Here is a 22445-nt window from a genome sequence, read left to right as displayed (position 1 = left end):
ATCTCGCCGTGTTCAATTGTTTAGTCCTTTTTTTTCATAATCTTTACAAATCTGAAAAAGTCATCATCATCCGGCAGGGGCTTGTCATCTTCGCGTCCATTGCGATGCATAGGCGGATCAGAGTGATGTTCATTGTAAAACTCTACGATATGGAATCCACACTTATTCACATAGAAGTTGATATTTCGTTTTTCAAAATAAGGTGTCACGGTTTCCCAAAGCACAGTATCCGGATACTGTGCTTCAATGGCTTTCCAAGCAGAAAGACCAATCCCTTGGCTGTGATATTCAGGAGACACATAGAATAAATTTAGCGAATTATGATGTGTTTGGCTGTTGATACGTAATACTGCACCACCGACCTTCTTACCATCCTGAAGAATATGATATACCACTGCACCGGGAGCATTGAAAGACTCCTGAACATCATTGTCCGATGGAATCGGTCCATCTTCGCAATCACCGAACGTTTCAATCACTGCGATCGCAAATGCTTCTTGTAATTTTTTTTGGAATTCTGGCTGATCAGACTCCTTTGCTAGTTCCAGAATAACTTTAGGTTCCTTTTTTGTTTTCATGATTGCTCACTCCTTCATTTGCTAAAATATCGAGTCAAGTCGTTCAGTAGAAACATTCCAGCTATTCTACGAGCCCTTTTCACAAAAAGTTTCTTCCGCGGGATTAGTCATTCTTTTCAAATTTTCTCTATCACTAATCACAAAAATAGTCGAATGTGTCGCCGACTATAGGAATGCGCAAAAGATTCATTTTAGATTCGATCTCGACCTATGCACATTGAGTAAAATCTGGCGAAATTTCTGTCTGGTTTAGCCCAAAGAAGCACTTAATGATATAAAAATAACCAGTCCATACTATTCAAATCTGTCCGTTTAATACCCACTTCCGTCAACAACTAATTTGAAGTCCGTGCAATCTGGGAAAAGGGGTTATTTCTGAATTGATTTTGCCGCATGTGGAGTTGCTTTGGAGCGCTCGCTTACTTTGCCGTACGTCAGCTTGCGCCATATTAATTCCATCGGACCGTACTTAAACCGTCTCAACCACAATGTACTAAAGATCATAAGCACGAAATACACGGCCAGGCTGAACATGAACGTGCCGGCGGATTGAATATGATCCGCAAGACCGAATCCGTACCTGAGGAACAGAACTGTTCCAATGATAGAGTGAAGCAGATAACAGGTCAATGACATCCGTCCAACTTTGGTGAATATCATCATAGGGCCTCGCAGCTGAGGAACGTATAGAAACAGCATTGCAAAAGTGCTCATATAAAACATACTTCCGGTTAAGCCGCCATTTTGACCCAAGACAGAGGAAATGTCCGAAAAATTAAACATGTCTAGCAATATACTGCTTTGTGTTATTAGAAAAGCGATTGTGCTAATGATCCAGATACGCTTCCATATAGGCTTTTTCGCTTCCATGTCTTTGAAAAATTCCATCTTAACAAAGTACAAGCCCAGCAGAAACATGAGAAACATGGAATAGATCATAGGGAAAGAGCTAGCAGCCATCGTGACCATATCTGTCCACCGAGTGCTGATGGATTCCATGTAGGTAAGGCTTGTGTGGCTAAACAAAGTAAACTCTGAAAAATTCAGGTTTTTTGACCCTGCAGTATTGATGATATTGTACAACATTGTGAAAACAGGAGTCAGGAATTGAAACACGATAAGTGCAATAATCCATCTAAGCACCGTTTTGGCCGTGCGTATATAGAAGGCGAGTAACAGGAAGCCACTTACGGCGTAAAAGGCCAATATGTCACCGACCCAAACAAATGTGATGTGCAAAATGCCAAATCCCAACAGGATAGATAACCTGCGGGCAAACAGCTTGTTGGGACTATCTACCTTATGCGCGGCTCGATCCATAAAGATCATAAACCCGACTCCGAACAGGAAGGAGAATAACGTAACGAATTTTCCTTCGGCAAACCAGGAAACCAGATTGTGCAGTACGTCATTGGAGGCCATTTCGAATCCCTTTACTGAATCTACGATCAGAAAATAATTGACAATAATAATGCCCAGCAAGGCAAATCCGCGTACGATGTCCAGAAAATGAACCCGTTCCCGCAGACTCACCGGTTGCCCGTGTCCTTCTTTTTGTACAGTCATATCAATGCTCCTTTTCCATTTATCATTGCAATGTGTGGTTCGGATCTGAAAAGCCTAAGCCTTACAATGGATAAATATAAAGACCGAATCTTAACAATTTATGAAGAGTCATCATTTTTTTAGAAAATGTGACAAATTTGTGGCGAGTATCAGCTTTCATAAATTGTTAAGGTTTACGTAGTATCTTATAACGTACTTATTACTATGAACGATATATAGTAAGGACACACGAGAATTAACATCAAGATCATGAGGTGAGAGAGACATGACCCATCGAATATTAGTCGTAGAGGATGATCAGGATATTTGTGATCTTTTGGAGGAATCCCTTACGCGTGCAGGCTACGAGGTGCTAAAAGCCAAGGATGGAAAGGGAGCATTGCAACTTGTGGATGATTCGCTTGATTTGGTTATTTTGGATATTATGATGCCAGGCATTTCGGGAATCGAAACCTGTCAGCACATTAGGAAAACCTCTAACGTCCCGATTCTGTTTCTGACGGCCAGATCGAGTACACTCGATAAAACTGAGGGATTACTCGCCGGCGGCGATGATTATATGACTAAACCCTTCTCAGAAGAGGAACTTCACGCTAGAGTGATTGCTCAATTACGCAGATATACTATCTATCAAGAAAAGAAGAAACAGAAAGAAACATTTCTTATCGGGGGCAAACTAAGAGTGAGCGAAGAATTTAATGAGGTTTGGAAAGAGGAGCAGCAAATCAAGCTGTCAGATCTGGAATATCGTATCCTGAAACTGCTGATGAGCAAACGCAACAAAATATTTTCTGCTCAAAATATATATGAGAGTGTGTGGGGACAGCCTTATTTTTACTGTTCCAACAATACGGTGATGGTGCATATTCGAAAGCTGCGCTCCAAAATTGAGGATGATCCGGCACGTCCGGTTTATATAAAAACTGAATGGGGAAGAGGATATCGATTTGGCGCATCGTAAATTTACGCTAACCAAAAAACTGGCTTTGCTGATCATGGTTGCTGCGATTGTGAGTGGTGTGATCTTTCTGACGTTGCAAAAGATTACAGATGACCTGATCGAGGGATACCTGAGTTCGGATGAGTATTATCACAAGGAGTCAGCGAGATACATTCAAAAATTCAGTCAGTACGTTTCAGAAAATGAGTTGTCTACATCGGATAGAAAAGCGTTTGGCGAGTGGGTCAAAAAAGAAAATTACATTAACCTCACCATATTCAAGGATCAAGAGCTGCAATATGATTCCATTTATTCCGAATCGGATTATGGAAAGGAAAAGCTGACTCAGTATGCTCAAAATCATTCACATCCGGTCAAGTTCAGCGATGGTGAAGGACGAGTCATTATCGACGGTTTCTACTCTTCCCGATATTATGATCTGGCCTTTACATTGGAATTGCTCGGTGCAACTCTCATCTTTTTAATCATTGTTCTCTTCGGCATTCGCCAAAGTCTTCGCTACCTTAAAACGCTTCACCAAGAGATTCATATTCTTGAAGGGGGCCAGCTGGATTACGAGATGACGATAAAAGGGCATGATGAATTAGCGATGATTGCAAAGAGCATTGAGGATCTGCGGAAAGCTTTCTTGGACAAACTTAAAGCTATCGAGGAATTGCAAGCAGAGAGCCGCAGCCTGGTTACCGAAATGTCGCATGATATGCGCACACCGCTGACGTCGCTGATCATGAATCTGGAGTTTGCCAAAAAAGAAGGAGGCGAAGCGGGTGCCAGCAAAGATCGGTATGTAGCCAATGCTTATGGTAAAGCACTGCAATTAAAAAATTTATCTGACAATCTGTTTGCGTATTTCCTACTGAACAAGGAACCTGGGGCCGACCTGGAGACCGTTGCAGTGAAAGAAGTGATCTACGATCTAATATCAGATCAGATTGCTATCCTTCATCAGGAGCATTTCCGGGTCCATATTTCAGGCGAGCTGCCGGAAACCTATATTAACGTGAATGTGGAGGAGCTTGGTCGTGTATTTGATAATGTGATGTCAAACTTATTTAAATACGCAGATCCGAAAGAAGAAATCAGCATCACGTTTGTATCGGATCAAGAAATATTCGAGATTCATGTTAGCAATACGATTAAACTTGAGAATGTAACACCGGAAAGCAACGGACTCGGTGAAAGAAGCATTGCGCGAATGATGTCCCGCATGCAGGGGCAGTTTCACAGTATACAAAAGAATTCTAAGTACTACATTGTGCTACGGTTTTGGAACACCAAGATGTAGGCTGAGAATAAAAACCGAATATATTGAAATTAGGAGACAACATGATGAGATTTTCCAACAAATTCAAAAAGGTGCCTTACCTGTTACAAGCGCTTCTCAATGTCTGTCTGTTCTTCCTGGCGTTAGCCTTAAGCGCACTTCTGATCAGCGAGACTTGGTACATTGTGCTATTCGTATACAAGTCACTGTTCAACAAAGTGGACAGCTATTATGAGATGCTTGGAGAACTGCTTATATTCTTCATGTACTTTGAGTTCATTGCTTTGATTATAAAATACTTTAAATCAGACTTTCATTTCCCGCTTCGCTACTTCATTTATATAGGCATCACAGCTGTCATTCGTTTGATTATCATCGATCATGATCAAGCGATCTCAACGTTCTGGTGGGCGATGGCCATTCTTGCAATGATTTGTGGATTCTTTATTGCCAATAGACGAAATTCTGTTGTTGAACATTAATAAATTAGTTCACTTTATGCCGATACGCCGCCGAAATGTCCTAATTGTGAATGGGAACTGGAACAGAATAAAATATTGTTAATCAGTATTTATAGATTTAGCTGTTTAATGTCAGCTCAGAAATCTGGATCAAATTGAATTGTGGTTGTAAGTGGATATCTGAATGGATTTATTGGCTACTTTAACAGACATATCCCCGATGATATAGCTTTAATTGTCTGGAGATGAAAATCGTTCTTTATTTTACAAGGAAGAGGTTAAAATTCTTAATAAATAAGATGAAAAAGTTTTGGATGGACATTTATTGTTTTTTTCGTTTTTTACCATAATTATATAAACGTTTAAAAATGATAACAAATGAATATAGAATGTGTAATGAAAATAAGCTTTCATAACCAATGAGATAGATTTACTATATTGAAGGCCCAGTGATATAGAAAACAGATCGATGGTTCAAGCCATCGGTTTTTTGTTTTCATACTGAAAATCACCTCATTTGGACAAACAGCTGTTACATAGCATACCCAAGGGGTGATGCATTTTATGAAGGTAATAATCATCGAGGGACCGCAAGCTGACAAATGCATTAACGATTGCTATCATTATTTAATAAAACTTTATAGGAAGGAGATCCAGGGTGATAGCAATATATGTAAGGGTATCGACCGAGGAACAAGCGATCAAGGGATCGAGCATTGACAGCCAAATTGAGGCCTGTTTAAAGAAAGCAGGGACTATGTGCTGAAGTATGCCGATGAAGGATTTTCTGGAGAGCTTATCAGTGATAACAAAAATGATGTTCATAACTCTTTCTCTATTTCTTTTAAAAGAAACTTTAGTAAAATAGAGAAAGCCGGAATATGAGATCCGGCCTCTTCTGCATTATTTCCCCTTCGCCTTCTTCCGCTTTTCCTTCTCTGCCCGATAAAACTCATGAAACATCTTCATCAGCGCCCGCTTTTCAATCCGCGATACATAGCTGCGCGAGATCCCGAGTTCTTTGGCAATCTCACGCTGCGTTTTTTCCTTCTTCAAATCAAGTCCAAACCGCCCGACAATCACTTCCTTTTCACGGTCATCTAAAATGTCAATGTATTGTTTCACTTTTTCAAGCTCCATATTGAGCTGGATCGTGTCTATCACATCTTCGTTTTCAGATTTCAAAACATCAATCAGGCTTATTTCATTCCCTTCCTTATCCTGCCCGATCGGATCGTGAAGGGACACATCTTTTTTTGTTTTTTTCAATGCGCGCAAATGCATGAGGATTTCATTTTCAATACACCTCGCAGCATACGTCGCCAGCTTTGTCCCTTTACCAGCGGAATAGCTTTCAATTCCTTTAATCAGCCCGATCGTTCCGATGGAGATTAAGTCCTCTGCATCCTCACCTGTATTTTCAAATTTTTTCACAATATGGGCGACCAAGCGAAGATTATGCTCAATCAGCATGTTTCTGGCATGTTCATCCCCTTTAGCCATAAGCTCTAAGTATTTTTTTTCCTCGCTGCTTGAGAGCGGTTGTGGAAAGGCATTGTTTTTCACGTAAGATACTAAAAAGACAAGCTCTTTAACAACAAAGCCGAGCGCTGCGAAAACACCTGTCACCATCGTCACCTCCACAAAAGTATGTAGGCAAAAGCCTATATGTAAATGTATGTGGGCGGGAGGCTGTCTGTGTCTGTACCGGGAAATTTCTCGCATGGGAGCCTGGGCTTTTGTAAACAGCATATTAACTTCAAATGTTAACAATAATTTTTATCATGCGCCCATACATTGAAATGAACAAATGTATGGGGGGATGGGAATGAAAAAATGGATGGCAGGCCTGTTTCTTGCTGCAGCAGTTCTTCTTTGTGTAATGGTTCCGCAGCAGATCCAAGGCGCTTCTTTGTATGACAAAGTGTTATATTTTCCGCTGTCTCGTTATCCGGAAACAGGCGATCATATTAGAGATGCGATTGCAGAGGGACATTCTGAGATTTGCACCATAGATAGAGATGGAGCAGACAAAAGGCGGGAGGAATCATTAAAGGGTATTCCGACGAAGCCGGGCTATGATCGGGATGAGTGGCCGATGGCGGTCTGCGAGGAAGGCGGCGCAGGAGCTGATGTCCGATATGTGACGCCTTCTGATAATCGCGGGGCTGGCTCATGGGTAGGGAATCAAATGAGCAGCTATCCTGACGGCACCAGAGTGCTGTTTATTGTGCAGTAGTAAAGAAGAGGCTCTTTCTTGAACCTCTGTTGTTACAACCCTTCGCCGTGCTGAATGTTCGGGGGATAGGTTTCTGCTTTTCGCCAATATTGGCGTGTGCCTTCGTCCCGTACAACAATGCCCAGCTGTGCCAGTTCGAGACGGAATTCTTCAATATCGTCTTTTTGTTCGTCCTCCAGCGCTTTGTGACGAGCTTTTAATAAGGCATGGGCGCCTTGTGATAGGTCAGGTGCATTAGGAATCCATCGACGAAATTGATCTGTAAACGGATCACCATCTGCTGCCCATTCGTAATGATGCTGTCTAAAGGCCTTCTCAACGTTTACTGGTTTTTCATCAATTTCTTCCCGTACCAATTCATATCCGGCTGTTCCTAGGAGGACAAGCCGTTTGTGATCCATAAACACGAGAGCGATGTCACCGGAATGAATTGTTTGCACTTTTTTTCCTTTCATGAATTCCACTGTGTGATCTGTAATCTTGACAGACAGCAGCATTGCACTAACAGAATGAGCGAACCAAATCCCTGCAGTCATACCGAGAAGAGCAGTGATAAATGCAGCTGTTGATCCCTGAAAAGAGGTGATGAGCCGAAGCGGTCCTTCAAAAGGAATCCACGGAAGGGATAATGCCCATTTCGCAATCTGCGGGATAAAATACCCGATGGTAAGACCGATCATTGCAAATGCAGCGTATAAAAAGAATATAGCGGTTTTCGTAACACCAATAAGAGTATGAGATTGATTCTGCAACATGACACCTTCTTTTACTGAAAATCCTCTTCCCATATTTTAACTCAACGAGATGGTAAATCAAGGATAAAGTAAAAATTATGGATTTAAGAGGGTTCCGAAATGGAACTGGCAGGTACAGCCGGTCATGAAAAACATATTAAAATGGGCAGAAGATGTAGTTTCATTTGTTTTCTGCGTGTCAACTACAAAGGGAACATAAAAAGTAAAGGCTTTTGACAATCAGGAAGAACAGGCATGAAAATCGGATTAATCGGCTTAGGGAAAATAAACATAGGAAAGCAATTCATAGAGATGAGGCAGTTTTGCGTGATGTTTGACCTTTATTAAGAAAAGTCGATATGATTATCATTAAAAAGAATCGATCACCGCTACAATTAAATGAAAGAAGCGGTATCCATTATCTCGATGCCGGTACGGCGGGCGGAATGAAGGCGCATGGCATGGAGCCTGTTTTATGGTGGGGGGTGATCATAAAGCATGGGAGATTGTAGAACCGCTTTTTCGGGACACCGCCGTCGGAAGCGGGAAGCGGACATTTTTGAAAAATGATCCATAGGTGAAGGGAAACGGACGGCGAAAACCACGCTTGATCTGCAGACCGCAACTCCGGTGGTCGCATGTCGCTGCTCTTCAAAATGAATTTGGAGGCCATGCGACGGAAAAAAAGTAAGGGGGCGAACAAGCCTCCTTATTTTTTTGGCACCTTCAGAAGATGAGGAAACTTTTTATATATGACCAGCATGATGATCAGAATATACGCAACGTAAATGCTGATAGACAATAATTTATTGCTGGTGAAGTTGGCACCTGCAATGGTGACAACAACAATATTGGGGATTTTCCCTATGAAAGATGCAAAGAAAAAAACATGCCAGCGAACCTGACTCAGTCCGCAGATCACGTTCATTATAAGGGAAGGTATGACCGGTATCAGCCTTCCTAATAAAACAGCGGTAAAAGCATTTTTGTTGAAGGAATCCTCGTAGCTTTGTATGGCAGGATATGCCTGAACTTTTCTTCTGGCCCAATCTCTAAAACTGTACCTGGCGAGAAAAAACAGCAATATTGTACCAAGCATTGAGCCGGTCAGTGTAATCCAAATTCCATTTGCCGTCCCGAACACAGCGCCATTTAAAGCAGCAACTAAAGCAAACGGCACTATTGGGAAAAAAACATCGACAGCAATCAGCAGCATACTAAATAAAACGGAAAATATCCCCCCTGCTTTGATTGCATCAAGCCAAGCTTCTTTTTGAAAAAAACCGACTGCAATGATAGCGATAATCACAAGTATACCTATTCCCTTTTTTAACATAGTCTATGTCACTCCCAACTTAGATGATGTCAGGAGCCAAAATCTCCGTCATCTAAATTAGTATAACTGGTGCCATTTCAGCCGTTCAACTGAAAACCAGGTTAAGAACACAATTCTTTTTAGTTCATAAAAAAGGCTGTCCGTCTATCTCTCTGTTTTCTTAACATAGGGGAGATAGAAAGGGTAACCATAACCTTAAGGGATAAGCTGTATCTTAGCCTATTTATTTCCTTTGGTTTGTGTGTTTTTCAGATTAGAGAGAAGGGAATTTAAAAATAAAAAGTCATCTGCTGCGCCGCAATGAAAGCAGAATGATATTCACTGAGGGGGACACGTTAACTATAGGAAAAAACAGTGTTAGCAAAAAAACTCTTCGTTGAACGAAGGGAAACAGAGGTATAACATTAAGGTGAGGCTTTTGGGGGTGTAAAGATGAAACATTTTATCATCCTTTTCCTTCTGTTGTTCGTTACAGCAGGGTGCGAGGGAATGGGATACGAAGACGTTGTAGCTTTTGGTGACAGCAATACGCGTGGCTCTAATTGGGATTATCGCGATTATCCAAAAGCACAACAGTGGGTCAATATACTTAAAACAGCTGAACGCGGTAACCTTGATATACTCAATGCGGGAATCGGAGGGCAGACGACAGAGGATGCCCGTCTTCGGTTTCAGACAGATGTGCTGGATCAAAAACCGAAGTATTTGTTTATTATGTTCGGCACAAATGACGCCGCCATACTGACTGAGGGAAAACCGAGAGTGTCGAAGCAGCGTTTTAGAGAAAATCTGGTTTATTTTATCGAAGAAAGCAGAAAACACGGGATCAAGCCAATCTTAATGACGTGTATTCCAATTATAGAAGGTAATGGGAAGCATCATCTGTTTTACTATTCCAGATATAAAGCAGCTGCTTTTGAACCAAAAGGCGGAGCAAGGAAATGGCACGACTCATACAACGATATTACAAGAGATGTGTCGAAGCGCCTGAATGTCCCTCTTGTAGATAACTGGAAGCATTTTATAGAAGCAGACGGCGGAAAAGCAACTGATGAAGCGCTTATCCAATCCGGTCTTATAGATCCTTCAGGCAATCATATGACACCTAAAGGGGCAAGGATCGTATATGAAGGAATACAAGATGGGCAGATTCTGCAGCGTTGAGCCGGACAACCGCCTAGTCCGATTTATTTCTCCTACATAGGCTGTTATAAAACCTTATTAAGGAGGCGCTTCACATGTATGGCGCAGGCAGAGCATATGGATACGCTTTTATTGTTGTTTTAGTTGTTGTTCTCCTGGTTGTGGGCGGCATATACTGGTTAGCATAATAACCGGCCCTTTAAAACACCTCTTTTTAGGGGTGTTTTTTGCTGAAAATAGTAGTAAAGCGCGCAGCCGAAGTGATATAATATCAGTCATCTGAGTAAAAAAAGGAAATACGCCCGGAAAAAATAGACAAATTCCTATTAAGAAGATACGGAAATAATATGTCCGAGCGATCTTCTTTTTATTTCGTTTTCAATTAACTCGATAAAGTCACGGTTTAAATTCATCTCGGTGGCTTTGAAATAAGATTCTATTAGTAATTCATCAGACAGTTTTCTCATGCTAGGAACCCAATTAATGGGAGAGGCACCTCCTTAAAAGTTGGAATCATTCATGATCTTAACGCATACAATGATAAGTTGCGTTTATCTGAGGTTGAAGTTATCTTTAATCTACCATGAAATGAATATAAGAACAATCGTTCTGTTATCCACACCAAAAAGTGGATAACTTGTGAGTATCGTGTTTATAATTTGTCTAAAGAGTGATGTAATAAGAGTGGATAGTGTGTGTAAATTTATCCACACCTGGTGAAGAAACCCAATTTTTGTCGAAATTTTTTTGCTCAGTTTTTCTTTAGGCGCAAGTTCGATTTTTTTCGACAATCATATTAAGGAGAAAGAAAAGGGAAGGGTGCGGGTTTTGTTAAAAAAGTTTTTTTTACCTGACGAGTTTGTAAAAAATATTTTTCATATTACACCTGAAAAATTAAAGGAACGAAATGTAAAAGGGATTATTACTGATCTGGATAATACGCTTGTTGAATGGGACAGGCCGAACGCGACGCCGCGCTTGATCGAGTGGTTTGAAGAAATGAAGGAACACGGCATTAAAGTGACAATCGTCTCTAATAATAATGAAAGAAGAGTGAAACTTTTCTCTGAACCGCTTGGAATCCCATTCATTTATAAAGCAAGAAAACCGATGGGTAAAGCCTTTAATAGAGCGGTGCGCAATATGGAGCTGAAAAAAGAGGACTGCGTGGTCATCGGAGACCAGCTGCTGACCGATGTACTCGGGGGAAACCGAAACGGCTACCATACGATTTTGGTCGTGCCTGTCGCTTCCTCTGACGGATTCATTACGCGCTTTAATCGCCAGGTTGAACGCAGAATACTGAGTGCTCTCAAACGAAAAGGGCACATTCAGTGGGAGGAGTAAGAAATGGAAAAGGTTGTTTGTATCGGATGCGGAGTTGCAATCCAAACCGAGGACAAAACAGGTCTGGGGTACGCGCCGCCTGCATCGCTTACGAAAGAAAATGTGATTTGCCAGCGTTGCTTCAGACTGAAAAACTACAATGAAATACAAGATGTTTCCTTAACGGATGATGATTTTTTGAACATCCTTCACGGTATTGGGGAAACGGACTCTCTTGTCGTAAAAATAGTTGATATTTTTGATTTTAACGGCAGCTGGATTAATGGGCTGCAGCGCTTGGTGGGGGGGAACCCTATCTTATTAATTGGCAATAAAGCGGATATTTTGCCTAAGTCACTGAAAAGAGAGCGTCTGATCCAATGGATGAAACGTGAAGCGAAAGAGCTGGGCTTAAAACCGGTTGACGTATTTTTGGTCAGTGCGGGACGCGGCCAGGGAATCAAAGAAGTCATTGATGCGATTGAGCATTACCGCAACGGCAAAGATGTCTATGTTGTTGGATGTACAAATGTAGGGAAGTCCACCTTTATTAACCGGATTATTAAAGAAGTGTCAGGTGAAGAAGATATTATTACAACATCCCAATTTCCTGGCACAACCCTTGATGCGATTGAAATTCCGCTGGATGACGGCTCAGCGCTTTATGATACTCCGGGAATTATCAACAACCATCAAATGGCGCATTATGTCAATAAGAAGGATCTGAAAATACTATCCCCTAAAAAAGAGCTGAAGCCTCGCACTTTCCAGCTTAATGATCAGCAAACACTGTATTTTGGCGGACTTGCAAGGTTCGATTATGTGTCTGGGGAAAGATCTCCTTTTATTTGCTATATGCCAAATGAGCTGATGATTCATAGAACAAAACTTGAAAATGCAGATGCGCTTTATGAAAAGCATGCAGGGGAATTGCTCACGCCTCCGGGTAAAGATGAAATGGATGAGTTTCCGGAATTGGTCGCCCATACGTTTACGATAAAAGACAAAAAGACAGATATCGTTTTCTCTGGGTTAGGCTGGGTTACTGTCCATGACACCGATAAAAAGGTAACTGCATACGCTCCAAAAGGCGTTCATGTATTTGTTCGGCGCTCATTAATTTAAGAAAAGGGGAGAGGAGTATGAAAAAGCTGTACGGGGTTATCGGAAATCCGATTGGCCATTCCATGTCACCTGATATTCATAACGCATCATTGAAAGATCTTGGGCTTGACGGGCATTATCATGCCTTCAAGGTGGAAGAGAATGATCTGGAGGATGCGGTAAAGGGAATAAAAGCTCTAGGCGTACACGGAATCAATGTGACTGTCCCGCACAAGGTTTCTATTATGGATTATTTGGATCATATTGATGAGAGTGCAAAAGTGCTTGGTGCCGTAAACACGGTCAGAAGAGAGGGAGACAAGCTTGTCGGATACAATACCGACGGGGAAGGCTTTGTGAAGTCATTAATGAAGGTATTAGACAAGCCCATCTCTGAACTGTCATTTTTAATGATCGGCGCGGGCGGAGCGGCGAGAGCCATCTTTACAACAATTGTCCGTAATAGCCCAAAAAAATTTGACATTTGCAACCGGACGCTGGAAAAAGCAAAGCGGCTTACAGAATCCACTCCTTCGTTTCACAATAAAGAAGTATTAAGCATAAAAGAAGCAGAAGAACGTCTTGAGCAGTATGATGTGATCATCCATACAACATCAGTGGGCATGTATCCGAACGTGGATGAAGTGCCTCTTTCATTACAGCGTGCCGCAAACAGTGCTGTCGTATGTGATATCGTGTATAATCCAATTCAGACTGCCCTTTTAAAAGAAGCAAGCCAAAAAGGCTTAAAAACACTCGATGGTGTGGGCATGTTTGTTGAACAGGCGGCTTTATCCTTCCAATTGTGGACTGGACAAGAGCCTGATATTGAAAAAATGAGATCAATTGTAATAGGAAAATTAGGAGGAACAGAATGTTAACAGGTAAACAAAAACGTTTTTTGCGTTCAAAAGCGCATCATTTAACGCCGATTTTTCAAGTAGGTAAAGGCGGAGTAAACGACAACATGATTAAACAAATTGCTGAGGCACTTGAAGCGAGAGAGCTGATTAAAGTCAGTGTTCTCCAGAATTGCGAAGAGGATAAAAATGATGTGGCGGACGCTCTTGTAAAAGGAAGCCGCTCTCAATTGGTGCAGACAATCGGCAATACAATTGTGTTATATAAGGAATCAAAGGAAAATAAACAAATCGAGCTTCCTTAAGGTGGTTGAAATGAAGAAAATCGGAATTTTCGGAGGCACGTTTGATCCTCCGCATAATGGTCACCTCTTAATGGCGAATGAGGTGCTGTACCAGGCGGGGCTTGATGAAATTTGGTTTATGCCCAATCAAATTCCGCCGCATAAACAGGACGAAGACTATACCGACAGCTTTCATCGCGTGGAAATGCTGAAGCTTGCGATTCAATCCAATCCGTCCTTTAAGCTGGAGCTTGTTGAAATGGAAAGAGAAGGGCCATCATATACCTTTGATACCGTTTCTTTATTGAAGCAGCGTTATCCAAATGATCAGCTGTTCTTTATTATCGGTGCTGATATGATTGAATATTTGCCGAAATGGTATAAGCTGGACGAGCTGCTGAACCTCATTCAATTTATTGGAGTAAAGCGCCCCGGTTTTCATGTTGAAACCCCTTATCCGCTTCTCTTTGCAGACGTTCCGGAATTTGAGGTATCATCAACTATGATAAGGGAACGGTTTAAAAGCAAGAAGCCCACTGACTACTTAATCCCTGATAAAGTGAAGAAGTATGTAGAGGAGAATGGTTTATATGAATCGTGAGGAGGCACTTGCATGCGTGAAGCAGCAATTGACCGAACACCGATATATCCACACGATTGGCGTGATGAACACGGCGATCGAACTTGCGGAGCGTTTTGGAGCCGATTCTAAAAAAGCGGAAACAGCGGCGATCTTTCATGATTATGCTAAATTCCGCCCAAAAGAAGAAATGAAACAAATTATTGCGCGAGAAAAAATGCCTGCGCATTTATTGGATCATAATCCGGAGCTCTGGCACGCTCCGGTCGGCGCGTATTTGGTCCAAAGAGAAGCGGGTGTCCAAGATGAAGACATTCTTGACGCCATCAGGTATCATACCTCAGGGCGCCCTGGCATGACACTTTTAGAAAAAGTCATTTACGTTGCTGATTACATTGAGCCTAATCGGGCATTTCCCGGTGTCGATGAGGTGCGTAAGCTTGCTGAAACTGATTTGAATCAAGCGCTGATTCAGTCCATTAAAAATACAATGGTTTTTCTTATGAAAAAAAATCAACCGGTTTTTCCAGACACATTTTTAACATATAACTGGCTTGTGTCTGGCAACTGAACAGGAGGAATTTGTGAATGAACCAAAAGGCCATTTTAAAGCTCGCAGCTGCGGCATGCGATGATAAACGGGCAGAGGATATTTTAGCACTGGATATGGAAGGCATTTCTCTAGTTGCTGATTATTTTTTGATCTGCCACGGAAATTCAGATAAACAGGTGCAGGCGATTGCCCGTGAAATCAAGGATCAGGCTGATGAAAACGGCATTCAAGTCAAAAAGATGGAAGGCTTTGATGAAGCAAGATGGGTGCTCGTTGATCTTGGCGATGTGATTGTTCATGTCTTCCACAAGGACGAAAGAAGCTACTATAACCTTGAAAAGCTGTGGGGAGACGCTCCGCTCGCAGATCTTGACCTTGGAATGAACCAATGATTTATCAAGGCTTTGCAAGCGTGTATGACGAGTTGATGTCACACGCGCCTTATGATCAATGGACAAAATGGATTGATGCATCTCTCCCGGAAAAAGGCCGTGTTCTTGATCTTGCATGCGGCACGGGAGAAATCTCTATCCGGCTTGCCGAAAAAGGTTTCGAGGTTACAGGCATCGACCTCAGCGAGGAGATGCTTTCCTTCGCCCAGCAAAAGGTATCTAGTAGCCAGCCTATTCTATTTCTTCAGCAGGATATGAGAGAGATTTCCGGCTTTGACGGTCAGTTTGATGCTGTTGCGATATGCTGTGACTCATTAAATTATTTAAAAACAAAAAATGATGTAATCCAAACCTTTAAAAGTGTGTTTCGGGTGTTAAAGCCCGGAGGCATTTTGCTGTTTGATGTTCATTCATCTTATAAAATTGCGGAAGTTTTTCCGGATAGCACATTTGCTGACCAGGACGAAGATATCAGCTATATTTGGCAGAGCTTTGCTGGAAGTGAAGAGCTTTCTGTCATTCATGATATGTCGTTTTTTGTTTGGAACGGAGAAGCATATGACCGCTTTGATGAGACACACGAGCAAAGAACGTTCCCAGTGGATGAATACGAAGAAATGCTGAAGAACTGCGGCTTTCAGCTCCATCACGTGACAGCTGATTTTACGGATTCCGAGCCATCAGCACAATCAGAACGCCTATTTTTCAAGGCGCAGAAACCAAAAACCATCGTTTCCTAAAACGATGGTTTTTTAAAATGCTTTTTTATGCTTTTGCAGTACAGACAAAAGTATGACATACTCGCCTACACATGAAACTGCTTTTTCACTGCGGAAATATCCTCCTCGTACTTCATATGAGTATTTTGAAATACCCGATGAAACATATCCTGCACACCGCTTTCCAGCGCTTTAATGCCTTCTCCCGTTACACCGCCTTTAACGCAAACCTTTTCCTGTAATGCAGGCAGGGTGTACAATTCGGTTTCTAACAGTTTTCCCATTCCGATAAGCATTTCCTTACACATCAAAATCGCGTCCTGTTTAGACACTGACGTTTCCGAAACAGCTGCATCTATAAACCGTTGAATCAGATAGCTCATAAAAGCGGGGCCGCAGCTTACGATGTCTGATGCAACTCTCGTAATGTCACTTTCAATTTGCAGCGGATGAGAAATATGCTGCATCAGCCCATTGATTTTCGCTTTTGCAGATTCGCCGCAGCTTGTGCCGAAAGTGACGAGAGAAACACCTGCCAGCGCCCTGTTCGTAATACTTGGGATCACTCGTGCCACTTGACACGGCACATATTGTTCGAGCTGTTCGGTTTGAACGGGGCTTGTAATTGAAATGAGAATATGATCTTTTCTTAAATAAGGTAACGCTCTTGCCAATAAAGGATATATATCAAGCGGCTTAACACAAATAAAAATCATTTCGTTTTCAGAAACGAGCTTTTCGAGACTTTCGGTAACGTTGATGCTGTTGTAGCGATTTTTTATGTGCAACGCTTTTTCAATTGTGCGGTTTGTGATTGTCATGTTTGAGGGATCGGCTGCTTTTGATTCAATAAATGATTCTATAAGGATCGTACCCATATTTCCTGTGCCGATAAAGCCTACCTTCAATGGTTTCCCCTCCTTTGAGCTATTATCCTCTAAACCATATGTGTTATGAAAATAAAATATGACGAAAGCGGGGAACATGCACGATGAATTGGTTGAATCAGCATAAGAAAGCAATGATTTTAGCGGCTTCTGCAGCTGTTTTCACAGCAATTATGATCTTTCTGGCCAGCGGGAGAAACAAAGAGCCGGTGAAGCAGGCTGTACCAACTGAGACGGTAAATACGGAGGTAAAGCAGGAAGCAGTCAAAGATGAGTCAAGCGAAGCAATTGTGATAGACATCAAAGGTGCTGTTCAGCATCCTGGCGTTTATGAAATGCGAACAGGGGACAGAGTATCTCAGGCAATTGAGAAAGCAGGCGGAACCAATGAGCAAGCAGATGAAGTGCAAGTGAATTTGGCGGAGATTCTGCAGGACGGGACAGTGGTGTACATCCCGAAAAAAGGGGAGGAAACAGCAGGGCAACAGGGTGCCGGAGGAGCTGTCCAAAGCGGTGGAGGGAAGGGGGAGCTGGTAAATATCAATACAGCCACCGTAGAGGAGTTACAAGGTATCTCAGGGGTTGGGCCATCCAAAGCTGAAGCTATTATTGCATACCGGGAAGAAAATGGGCGTTTCCAGACTATTGAAGATATCACGAAGGTTTCAGGAATAGGCGAAAAGTCATTTGAGAAAATAAAGTCTTCCATTTCAGTAAAGTGATTTGACGGTCATGCATTATGATAGGTAAACTAAAGGTCAGGCAACACAACATTTGGAGGGAACAACGTGGAACGAATATCATGGAATCAATACTTTATGGCTCAAAGCCATTTATTGGCGCTGCGCAGCACCTGTCCGAGATTATCTGTCGGCGCTACTATAGTCAGAGACAAACGCATGATTGCAGGAGGCTATAACGGGTCAATCGCCGGCGGCGTGCATTGTGCCGACGAAGGATGCTTAATGATAGATGATCATTGTGCAAGAACGATTCACGCTGAAATGAATGCGATTCTACAATGCTCTAAGTTTGGGGTACCGACTGATGGAGCGGAGATTTATGTGACGCATTATCCGTGCATTCAATGCTGCAAATCTATTATTCAAGCGGGTATCAAAACGGTTTATTATGCTGAGGATTACAAAACAAATCCGTATGCGCAGGAATTATTTGAACAGGCGGGTGTAACTGTTGAACAGGTTGAACTCGATGAAATGATCGTTGATTTGAAAAACAGGGAAAAGCTTTCATTTGTAGCGGGTCTTATAGGGAAATTGGCCGATGCCGGTTTAGCGGAGGAAGAATTGAAAAAGATACATGAACAGGCGAATACACTTTTCACGAGCTACGTGTGATGAATGCGTAATTCGCGTTTGTTATTGCCTTTGGCGGCAGCTTCGGCAACGGCTGGAATTACTGCCGCCGCTTATTTCCCCGCTACTTTTCTATTCATCCTCTTTCTCCTCATCATTTTAATCAAAACGAGGCACGCTTTTCTCATTATTGTTTGTTTCTTCTCTTTTATATTGTTTTTTGTACTGTATGCAGTCACAGATTCTCAGAATGTCTCTTCCTATCGGCAGGGAACCTATCATTTCAAGGCAGTGATTGACACTATTCCCAAAATTGACGGCGACCGTATGTCTATGATCGTTAAGACACCTGATAAGGAAAAATGGGCTGCTGCGTATCGCATTCAGTCTGCTGATGAAAAAGAAAAGCTGTTATACATAGAATCAGGAATGTCATGTGAGTTGACTGGTACATTGGAAGAACCGAATCACGCAACTGTGCCGGGTGCATTTGATTATAACGAGTATCTTTATCGGCAGCATATTCATTGGAACTACTCTGTCACGTCTATCCAAAACTGCAGCGAACCTGAAAATTTCAAGTATAAGGTGCTCAGCTTGAGAAAACATATCATATCATTCACAAACAGCCTGCTGCCTCCTGATTCGGCAGGAATTGTACAGGCACTTACAGTTGGTGACAGATTTTATGTGGAGGACGAAGTGCTTACCGCGTATCAAAAGCTTGGTGTTGTCCATCTCTTGGCGATTTCAGGGCTCCACGTTGGGATTTTGACAGCGGGATTGTTTTTTATCATGATCCGTGTCGGTATAACAAGAGAAAAGGCGTCAATTCTGTTGCTATTATTTCTGCCGCTCTATGTGATGTTGACCGGCGCTGCTCCTTCAGTGCTTCGCGCCGTTTTAATGTCAGGTGTTTACTTAGCTGGAAGTCTCGTCAAATGGCGTGTCCGCTCGGCAACGGCAATCTGTCTCTCATATATCGCCCTTCTGCTCTTCAATCCTTATCATCTCTTTGAAGCCGGTTTTCAGCTATCGTTCGCCGTCAGTTTTTCTTTAATTCTTTCCTCTTCTATTTTTCAGCAGATAAAAACCTCCATGGGTCAGCTGGCAATTGTATCACTCATCGCCCAGCTCGGATCGCTTCCGATTCTCCTGTATCATTTTCATCAGTTTTCAATCATCAGCATACCGATGAATATGCTGTTGGTTCCATTTTATACGTTCTGTATTTTGCCGGGGGCTGTAGCAGGTGTTCTTCTATTAAGTCTTTCCTCTTCATTTGGCAGATTGTTTTTCAGTTGGTTTGATTTCTTGATAAGCTGGGCCAATAAGCTGATCACAAAAATCGCAGATATTGATGTGTTCACGCTTATCATCGCACGTCCCGTGCCTGTTCTTCTCTTTTTATTCACAGTGACTATCATCCTATTGCTGATGTCGATTGAAAAACGCTCCTTTTCTCAGTTGATGGTAACCAGCGGCATTTGCTGCTCGGTGCTGTTTCTTCTCTTTGCATCTCCGCGTCTTAGTCCCGAAGGAGAAGTGGATATGATTGATATTGGGCAGGGGGACAGCATGTATGTAGGTGCTCCGCATCAGCGGGGACATGTCTTAATCGATACTGGCGGCACTTTGTCTTACTCGTCAGAGCCTTGGCGTGAAAAACAACATCCGTTTTCACTGGGGGAAAAGGTGCTGATTCCATTTTTAACTGCTAAGGGAATCAACCAGCTTGATGCTTTAATTCTGACGCACGCTGACCAAGATCATATCGGAGAGGCGGAGACCTTGCTGAAGCACCACAAAGTAAAGCGCCTCGTGATTCCGAAAGGATTCGTTTCTGAACCTAAAGATGAAAAAGTGCTGCAGGCAGCTAAAGAAGAGGGAGTGGCAATTGAAGAGGTGAAGCGAGGCGATGTATTGCAAATAAAGGATTTGCAGTTCCATGTACTGTCACCGGAAGCGCCTGATCCGGCAAGCAAAAATAATTCATCTCTCGTTCTATGGATGGAAATGGGCGGTATGAGCTGGATCTTGACGGGTGATCTGGAGAAAGAAGGGGAACAAGAGGTGATGAAGGTGTTTCCGAATATAAAAGCAGATGTGTTAAAGGTGGGGCATCATGGGAGCAAAGGCTCTACCGGTGAAGAATTCATCAAACAGCTTCAGCCGAAAACGGCCATTATCTCAGCCGGGAAAAACAATCGGTATCACCATCCTCATCAAGAAGTTCTGCAGATATTACAGAGACATTCTATCCGTGTGCTGCGTACAGATCAAAACGGAACGATCCAATATAGATATCAAAACAGAGTTGGAACCTTTTCTGTCTATCCTCCATATGATACATCAGATATAACAGAGACGAACTAAAAAAAGACTGCCGAGAAATCAGCAGCCCGGGCAGTCGCTGTTATGAACCAACCAGGTGAATAACCGTTGCCATGACAAACAAGAAGGCGAAAAATCCGAAGGACACAACAAAACCAACAGCTGAGTCTACAGCATCATTTCGTTTGCTTTGAACGTTTTTTTCAAAATCATTCAACTTTATCCCTCCTGACTGATTTAAGTATAATCGAATCGTTTTGAAAAATCTAGAAGCTTAGGTAACGTTTTCTGTTCTGGTGATTATCGCCTTTTTACAAGCTGTCCCGGGGGCTTGCGAACAGGCGTTTAATATAAATGGGGAAGCAGCAGTCAGGCTTCCTCTTTACTATTTTGTAAACTCAATTTAGGATAGAAGGGGATGATGAAAGAGAGGAAGTCGTACAACAATGGTATTTGATGTGTGGAAAAGCCTGAAAAAAGGAGATGTCCATCCGGTTTATTGCTTATACGGAAAAGAGACATATCTGCTGCAGGAAACCGTCAGCAGGATCAGACAGACGGTCGTTGATCAGGAGACAAAGGATTTCAATCTATCTGTTTTTGATCTGGAAGAGGACCCGCTGGATCAAGCGATTGCAGATGCTGAAACGTTTCCGTTTATGGGGGAGCGGCGTCTTGTCATTGTCAAAAATCCATATTTTTTAACAGGTGAAAAGAAAAAAGAAAAACTGGAGCACAACATAAGTGCGCTTGAATCGTATATACAATCGCCTGCGCCTTATACAGTTTTTGTCCTGCTTGCTCCGTATGAAAAGCTTGATGAGCGGAAAAAGCTGACGAAAGCGTTAAAGAAGCACGCGTTTATGATGGAGGCGAAGGAATTAAACGCAAAGGAGACAACAGACTTTACTGTCAACCTTGCAAAAACAGAGCAAAAAACAATTGGCACTGAAGCGGCGGAGCATTTGGTTCTGCTTGTGAATGGACATCTGTCATCGATTTTTCAGGAGATTCAAAAGCTCTGCACGTTTATTGGAGACCGTGAAGAAATTACGCTGGATGATGTGAAAATGCTTGTTGCTAGAAGCCTTGAACAAAATATTTTTGAGCTGATCAATAAAATCGTCAACCGAAAACGAACTGAGAGTCTGCAAATTTTTTATGATTTGCTTAAACAAAATGAAGAACCGATCAAGATCATGGCGCTTATTTCGAACCAGTTCCGGCTGATTCTGCAGACAAAGTACTTTGCGGAACAGGGGTACGGACAAAAACAAATCGCTTCTAATCTAAAAGTTCACCCATTTCGGGTAAAGCTGGCGATGGATCAAGCGAGGCTTTTTTCAGAGGAGGAGCTCCGTTCTATCATTGAGCAGCTTGCCGTCATGGACTATGAGATGAAAACCGGTAAAAAGGACAAGCAGCTCCTGCTCGAACTGTTCCTTTTACAGCTGTTAAAAAGAAATGAAAAAAACGATCCCCATTATTGAGGATCGTTTTTATATTATGCAGAAAGTCCGTTCACTTTTTTCGCTAGTCTTGATTTGTATCGAGCTGCGGTATTTTTGTGTACAAGACCTGTTTTCACTGCTTTATCAATACGTTTAGCTGCTTCAGTAAGAGCAGTTTTCGCTTTGTCAGCTTCGTTGTTGGCAACAGAAGCTTCAACTTGTTTGATTGCAGTACGCATAGCAGATTTGATTGTCGCGTTATGAACGCGGCGTTCGTTGTTTGTTTTTGTACGTTTAATCGCTGATTTAATGTTTGGCATGTGTTTCACCTCCTAAGATACAACCTGTAGCACAGTG

Annotated in this window: 27 protein-coding genes and 3 pseudogenes; 21 read left to right on the top strand and 9 right to left on the bottom strand. The window is 42.2% G+C overall.

What is annotated here, in order from left to right:
- Nucleotides 1-20: 20 nt before the first annotated feature.
- Entirely contained in the window at nt 21-578 is a 558-nt protein-coding gene (locus BFW96_RS12130; protein WP_069839529.1) for a GNAT family N-acetyltransferase, read from the bottom strand.
- Between the two features lie 369 nt (nt 579-947).
- Nucleotides 948-2144 (bottom strand): DUF418 domain-containing protein, encoded by a 1197-nt coding sequence (locus tag BFW96_RS12125; protein ID WP_069839528.1) that lies wholly within the window; start codon nt 2142-2144, stop codon nt 948-950.
- Between the two features lie 265 nt (nt 2145-2409).
- Between BFW96_RS12125 and yrkP the strand changes: the two genes are divergently transcribed.
- The 5 genes and pseudogenes from yrkP to BFW96_RS21110 form a co-directional block, all read left to right on the top strand.
- The gene (gene yrkP, locus BFW96_RS12120) at nt 2410-3105 is read left to right on the top strand and encodes a two-component response regulator YrkP (protein WP_069839527.1); all 696 of its coding nucleotides are present in this window, start codon (nt 2410-2412) and stop codon (nt 3103-3105) included.
- Nucleotides 3092-4390 carry a two-component system sensor histidine kinase YrkQ gene (gene yrkQ, locus BFW96_RS12115; RefSeq protein ID WP_069839526.1) on the top strand — a complete coding sequence of 433 codons (1299 nt, stop codon included), beginning with the start codon at nt 3092-3094 and terminating at the stop codon, nt 4388-4390. Before yrkP ends, yrkQ begins: the two co-directional genes overlap by 14 nt.
- Nucleotides 4391-4434: 44 nt before the next feature.
- Nucleotides 4435-4851, top strand: a complete 417-nt coding sequence (psiE, locus tag BFW96_RS12110; protein WP_003246154.1) for a phosphate-starvation-inducible protein PsiE — start codon at nt 4435-4437, stop codon at nt 4849-4851.
- Nucleotides 4852-5394: 543 nt separating this feature from the next.
- A pseudogene (locus tag BFW96_RS21885) lies at nt 5395-5573 on the top strand (hypothetical protein).
- A pseudogene (locus BFW96_RS21110) lies at nt 5531-5631 on the top strand (recombinase family protein); the annotation flags it as partial. The pseudogenes BFW96_RS21885 and BFW96_RS21110, both read left to right, overlap by 43 nt.
- Nucleotides 5632-5733: 102 nt before the next feature.
- Here the strand turns inward: BFW96_RS21110 and sigK are convergent.
- Nucleotides 5734-6462 (bottom strand): RNA polymerase sporulation sigma factor SigK, encoded by a 729-nt coding sequence (gene sigK / locus BFW96_RS12100; protein ID WP_013308023.1) that lies wholly within the window; start codon nt 6460-6462, stop codon nt 5734-5736.
- Between the two features lie 196 nt (nt 6463-6658).
- Here sigK and nucB point away from each other — a divergent pair, with 196 nt between their 5' ends.
- Complete coding sequence (gene nucB, locus BFW96_RS12095) at nt 6659-7069, top strand: sporulation-specific Dnase NucB (RefSeq protein ID WP_069149902.1); 411 nt, start codon at nt 6659-6661, stop codon at nt 7067-7069.
- 32 nt (nt 7070-7101) lie between these two features.
- Here nucB and BFW96_RS12090 read toward each other — a convergent pair whose 3' ends face one another.
- The gene (locus tag BFW96_RS12090) at nt 7102-7824 is read right to left on the bottom strand and encodes a YqeB family protein (RefSeq protein WP_069839710.1); all 723 of its coding nucleotides are present in this window, start codon (nt 7822-7824) and stop codon (nt 7102-7104) included.
- A 234-nt stretch (nt 7825-8058) separates the two neighbouring features.
- Here BFW96_RS12090 and BFW96_RS21105 point away from each other — a divergent pair.
- Nucleotides 8059-8494, top strand: a pseudogene (locus tag BFW96_RS21105) (NAD(P)-binding domain-containing protein).
- Between the two features lie 18 nt (nt 8495-8512).
- On the opposite strand, the gene BFW96_RS12085 reads toward BFW96_RS21105, so the two are convergent.
- Complete coding sequence (locus BFW96_RS12085; RefSeq protein WP_069839524.1) at nt 8513-9139, bottom strand: TVP38/TMEM64 family protein; 627 nt, start codon at nt 9137-9139, stop codon at nt 8513-8515.
- A gap of 432 nt (nt 9140-9571) precedes the next feature.
- On the opposite strand from BFW96_RS12085, the gene BFW96_RS12080 reads away from it, so the two are divergent.
- The gene (locus tag BFW96_RS12080) at nt 9572-10303 is read left to right on the top strand and encodes an SGNH/GDSL hydrolase family protein (RefSeq protein ID WP_014664678.1); all 732 of its coding nucleotides are present in this window, start codon (nt 9572-9574) and stop codon (nt 10301-10303) included.
- A gap of 305 nt (nt 10304-10608) precedes the next feature.
- Here BFW96_RS12080 and sda read toward each other — a convergent pair whose 3' ends face one another.
- Nucleotides 10609-10749 (bottom strand): sporulation histidine kinase inhibitor Sda, encoded by a 141-nt coding sequence (gene sda, locus BFW96_RS12070; protein WP_003226124.1) that lies wholly within the window; start codon nt 10747-10749, stop codon nt 10609-10611.
- Between the two features lie 361 nt (nt 10750-11110).
- Here sda and BFW96_RS12065 point away from each other — a divergent pair, with 361 nt between their 5' ends.
- Genes BFW96_RS12065 through BFW96_RS12030 form a run of 8 tightly spaced genes read left to right on the top strand, consistent with a single transcriptional unit; the run spans nt 11111 to nt 16121 of the window.
- On the top strand, nt 11111-11629 hold the full coding sequence (locus BFW96_RS12065) for a YqeG family HAD IIIA-type phosphatase (RefSeq protein ID WP_003226126.1): 519 nt from the start codon (nt 11111-11113) through the stop codon (nt 11627-11629).
- A 3-nt stretch (nt 11630-11632) separates the two neighbouring features.
- A complete protein-coding gene (gene yqeH, locus BFW96_RS12060) occupies nt 11633-12733 on the top strand; it encodes a ribosome biogenesis GTPase YqeH (RefSeq protein WP_069839523.1) in 1101 nt (366 codons plus the stop codon).
- A 17-nt stretch (nt 12734-12750) separates the two neighbouring features.
- Nucleotides 12751-13593, top strand: coding sequence for a shikimate dehydrogenase (aroE, locus tag BFW96_RS12055; RefSeq protein WP_069839522.1), 843 nt, complete (start codon nt 12751-12753; stop codon nt 13591-13593).
- Complete coding sequence (yhbY, locus tag BFW96_RS12050) at nt 13587-13877, top strand: ribosome assembly RNA-binding protein YhbY (RefSeq protein WP_014664674.1); 291 nt, start codon at nt 13587-13589, stop codon at nt 13875-13877. The genes aroE and yhbY overlap by 7 nt, the downstream gene beginning before the upstream one ends.
- A gap of 10 nt (nt 13878-13887) precedes the next feature.
- Nucleotides 13888-14457, top strand: a complete 570-nt coding sequence (locus tag BFW96_RS12045; RefSeq protein ID WP_014477393.1) for a nicotinate-nucleotide adenylyltransferase — start codon at nt 13888-13890, stop codon at nt 14455-14457.
- Nucleotides 14447-15007: a bis(5'-nucleosyl)-tetraphosphatase (symmetrical) YqeK gene (gene yqeK / locus BFW96_RS12040; RefSeq protein ID WP_014664672.1), complete on the top strand. Its 561-nt coding sequence runs from the start codon at nt 14447-14449 to the stop codon at nt 15005-15007. The genes BFW96_RS12045 and yqeK overlap by 11 nt, the downstream gene beginning before the upstream one ends.
- A 17-nt stretch (nt 15008-15024) precedes the next feature.
- Entirely contained in the window at nt 15025-15381 is a 357-nt protein-coding gene (gene rsfS, locus BFW96_RS12035) for a ribosome silencing factor (protein ID WP_014664671.1), read from the top strand.
- On the top strand, nt 15378-16121 hold the full coding sequence (locus BFW96_RS12030; protein ID WP_014664670.1) for a class I SAM-dependent DNA methyltransferase: 744 nt from the start codon (nt 15378-15380) through the stop codon (nt 16119-16121). The genes rsfS and BFW96_RS12030 overlap by 4 nt, the downstream gene beginning before the upstream one ends.
- A 65-nt stretch (nt 16122-16186) precedes the next feature.
- Here BFW96_RS12030 and comER read toward each other — a convergent pair whose 3' ends face one another.
- Nucleotides 16187-17008 carry a late competence protein ComER gene (gene comER, locus BFW96_RS12025; RefSeq protein ID WP_069839521.1) on the bottom strand — a complete coding sequence of 274 codons (822 nt, stop codon included), beginning with the start codon at nt 17006-17008 and terminating at the stop codon, nt 16187-16189.
- 83 nt (nt 17009-17091) lie between these two features.
- On the opposite strand from comER, the gene BFW96_RS12020 reads away from it, so the two are divergent.
- The 3 genes from BFW96_RS12020 to BFW96_RS12010 all read left to right on the top strand — a co-directional run bounded on the left by BFW96_RS12020 (nt 17092) and on the right by BFW96_RS12010 (nt 20679).
- Nucleotides 17092-17709 carry a helix-hairpin-helix domain-containing protein gene (locus tag BFW96_RS12020; protein ID WP_069839520.1) on the top strand — a complete coding sequence of 206 codons (618 nt, stop codon included), beginning with the start codon at nt 17092-17094 and terminating at the stop codon, nt 17707-17709.
- Nucleotides 17710-17775: 66 nt separating this feature from the next.
- Nucleotides 17776-18345, top strand: a complete 570-nt coding sequence (locus BFW96_RS12015; protein ID WP_014664668.1) for a ComE operon protein 2 — start codon at nt 17776-17778, stop codon at nt 18343-18345.
- Nucleotides 18346-18348: 3 nt separating this feature from the next.
- Entirely contained in the window at nt 18349-20679 is a 2331-nt protein-coding gene (locus BFW96_RS12010; protein ID WP_069839519.1) for a DNA internalization-related competence protein ComEC/Rec2, read from the top strand.
- Nucleotides 20680-20719: 40 nt separating this feature from the next.
- Here BFW96_RS12010 and BFW96_RS12005 read toward each other — a convergent pair whose 3' ends face one another.
- On the bottom strand, nt 20720-20854 hold the full coding sequence (locus tag BFW96_RS12005; protein ID WP_003229983.1) for a YqzM family protein: 135 nt from the start codon (nt 20852-20854) through the stop codon (nt 20720-20722).
- A 76-nt stretch (nt 20855-20930) separates the two neighbouring features.
- Here BFW96_RS12005 and BFW96_RS21510 point away from each other — a divergent pair, with 76 nt between their 5' ends.
- Both BFW96_RS21510 and holA read left to right on the top strand, forming a co-directional pair.
- Nucleotides 20931-21044, top strand: coding sequence for a hypothetical protein (locus tag BFW96_RS21510; protein WP_134975484.1), 114 nt, complete (start codon nt 20931-20933; stop codon nt 21042-21044).
- Between the two features lie 39 nt (nt 21045-21083).
- A complete protein-coding gene (gene holA / locus BFW96_RS12000; protein ID WP_014664666.1) occupies nt 21084-22127 on the top strand; it encodes a DNA polymerase III subunit delta in 1044 nt (347 codons plus the stop codon).
- 14 nt (nt 22128-22141) lie between these two features.
- Here the strand turns inward: holA and rpsT are convergent, their stop codons facing one another.
- Nucleotides 22142-22408 (bottom strand): 30S ribosomal protein S20, encoded by a 267-nt coding sequence (gene rpsT / locus BFW96_RS11995; protein WP_003229989.1) that lies wholly within the window; start codon nt 22406-22408, stop codon nt 22142-22144.
- Nucleotides 22409-22445 lie beyond the last annotated feature (37 nt).

This window comes from Bacillus sp. F56 (assembly GCF_001748205.1).
In the GTDB taxonomy this organism is placed as follows: Bacteria; Bacillota; Bacilli; order Bacillales; family Bacillaceae; genus Bacillus; species Bacillus stercoris.
Note: the sequence above shows the minus strand (reverse complement) of the source record. Positions and strands in the feature narration are given on the sequence as shown.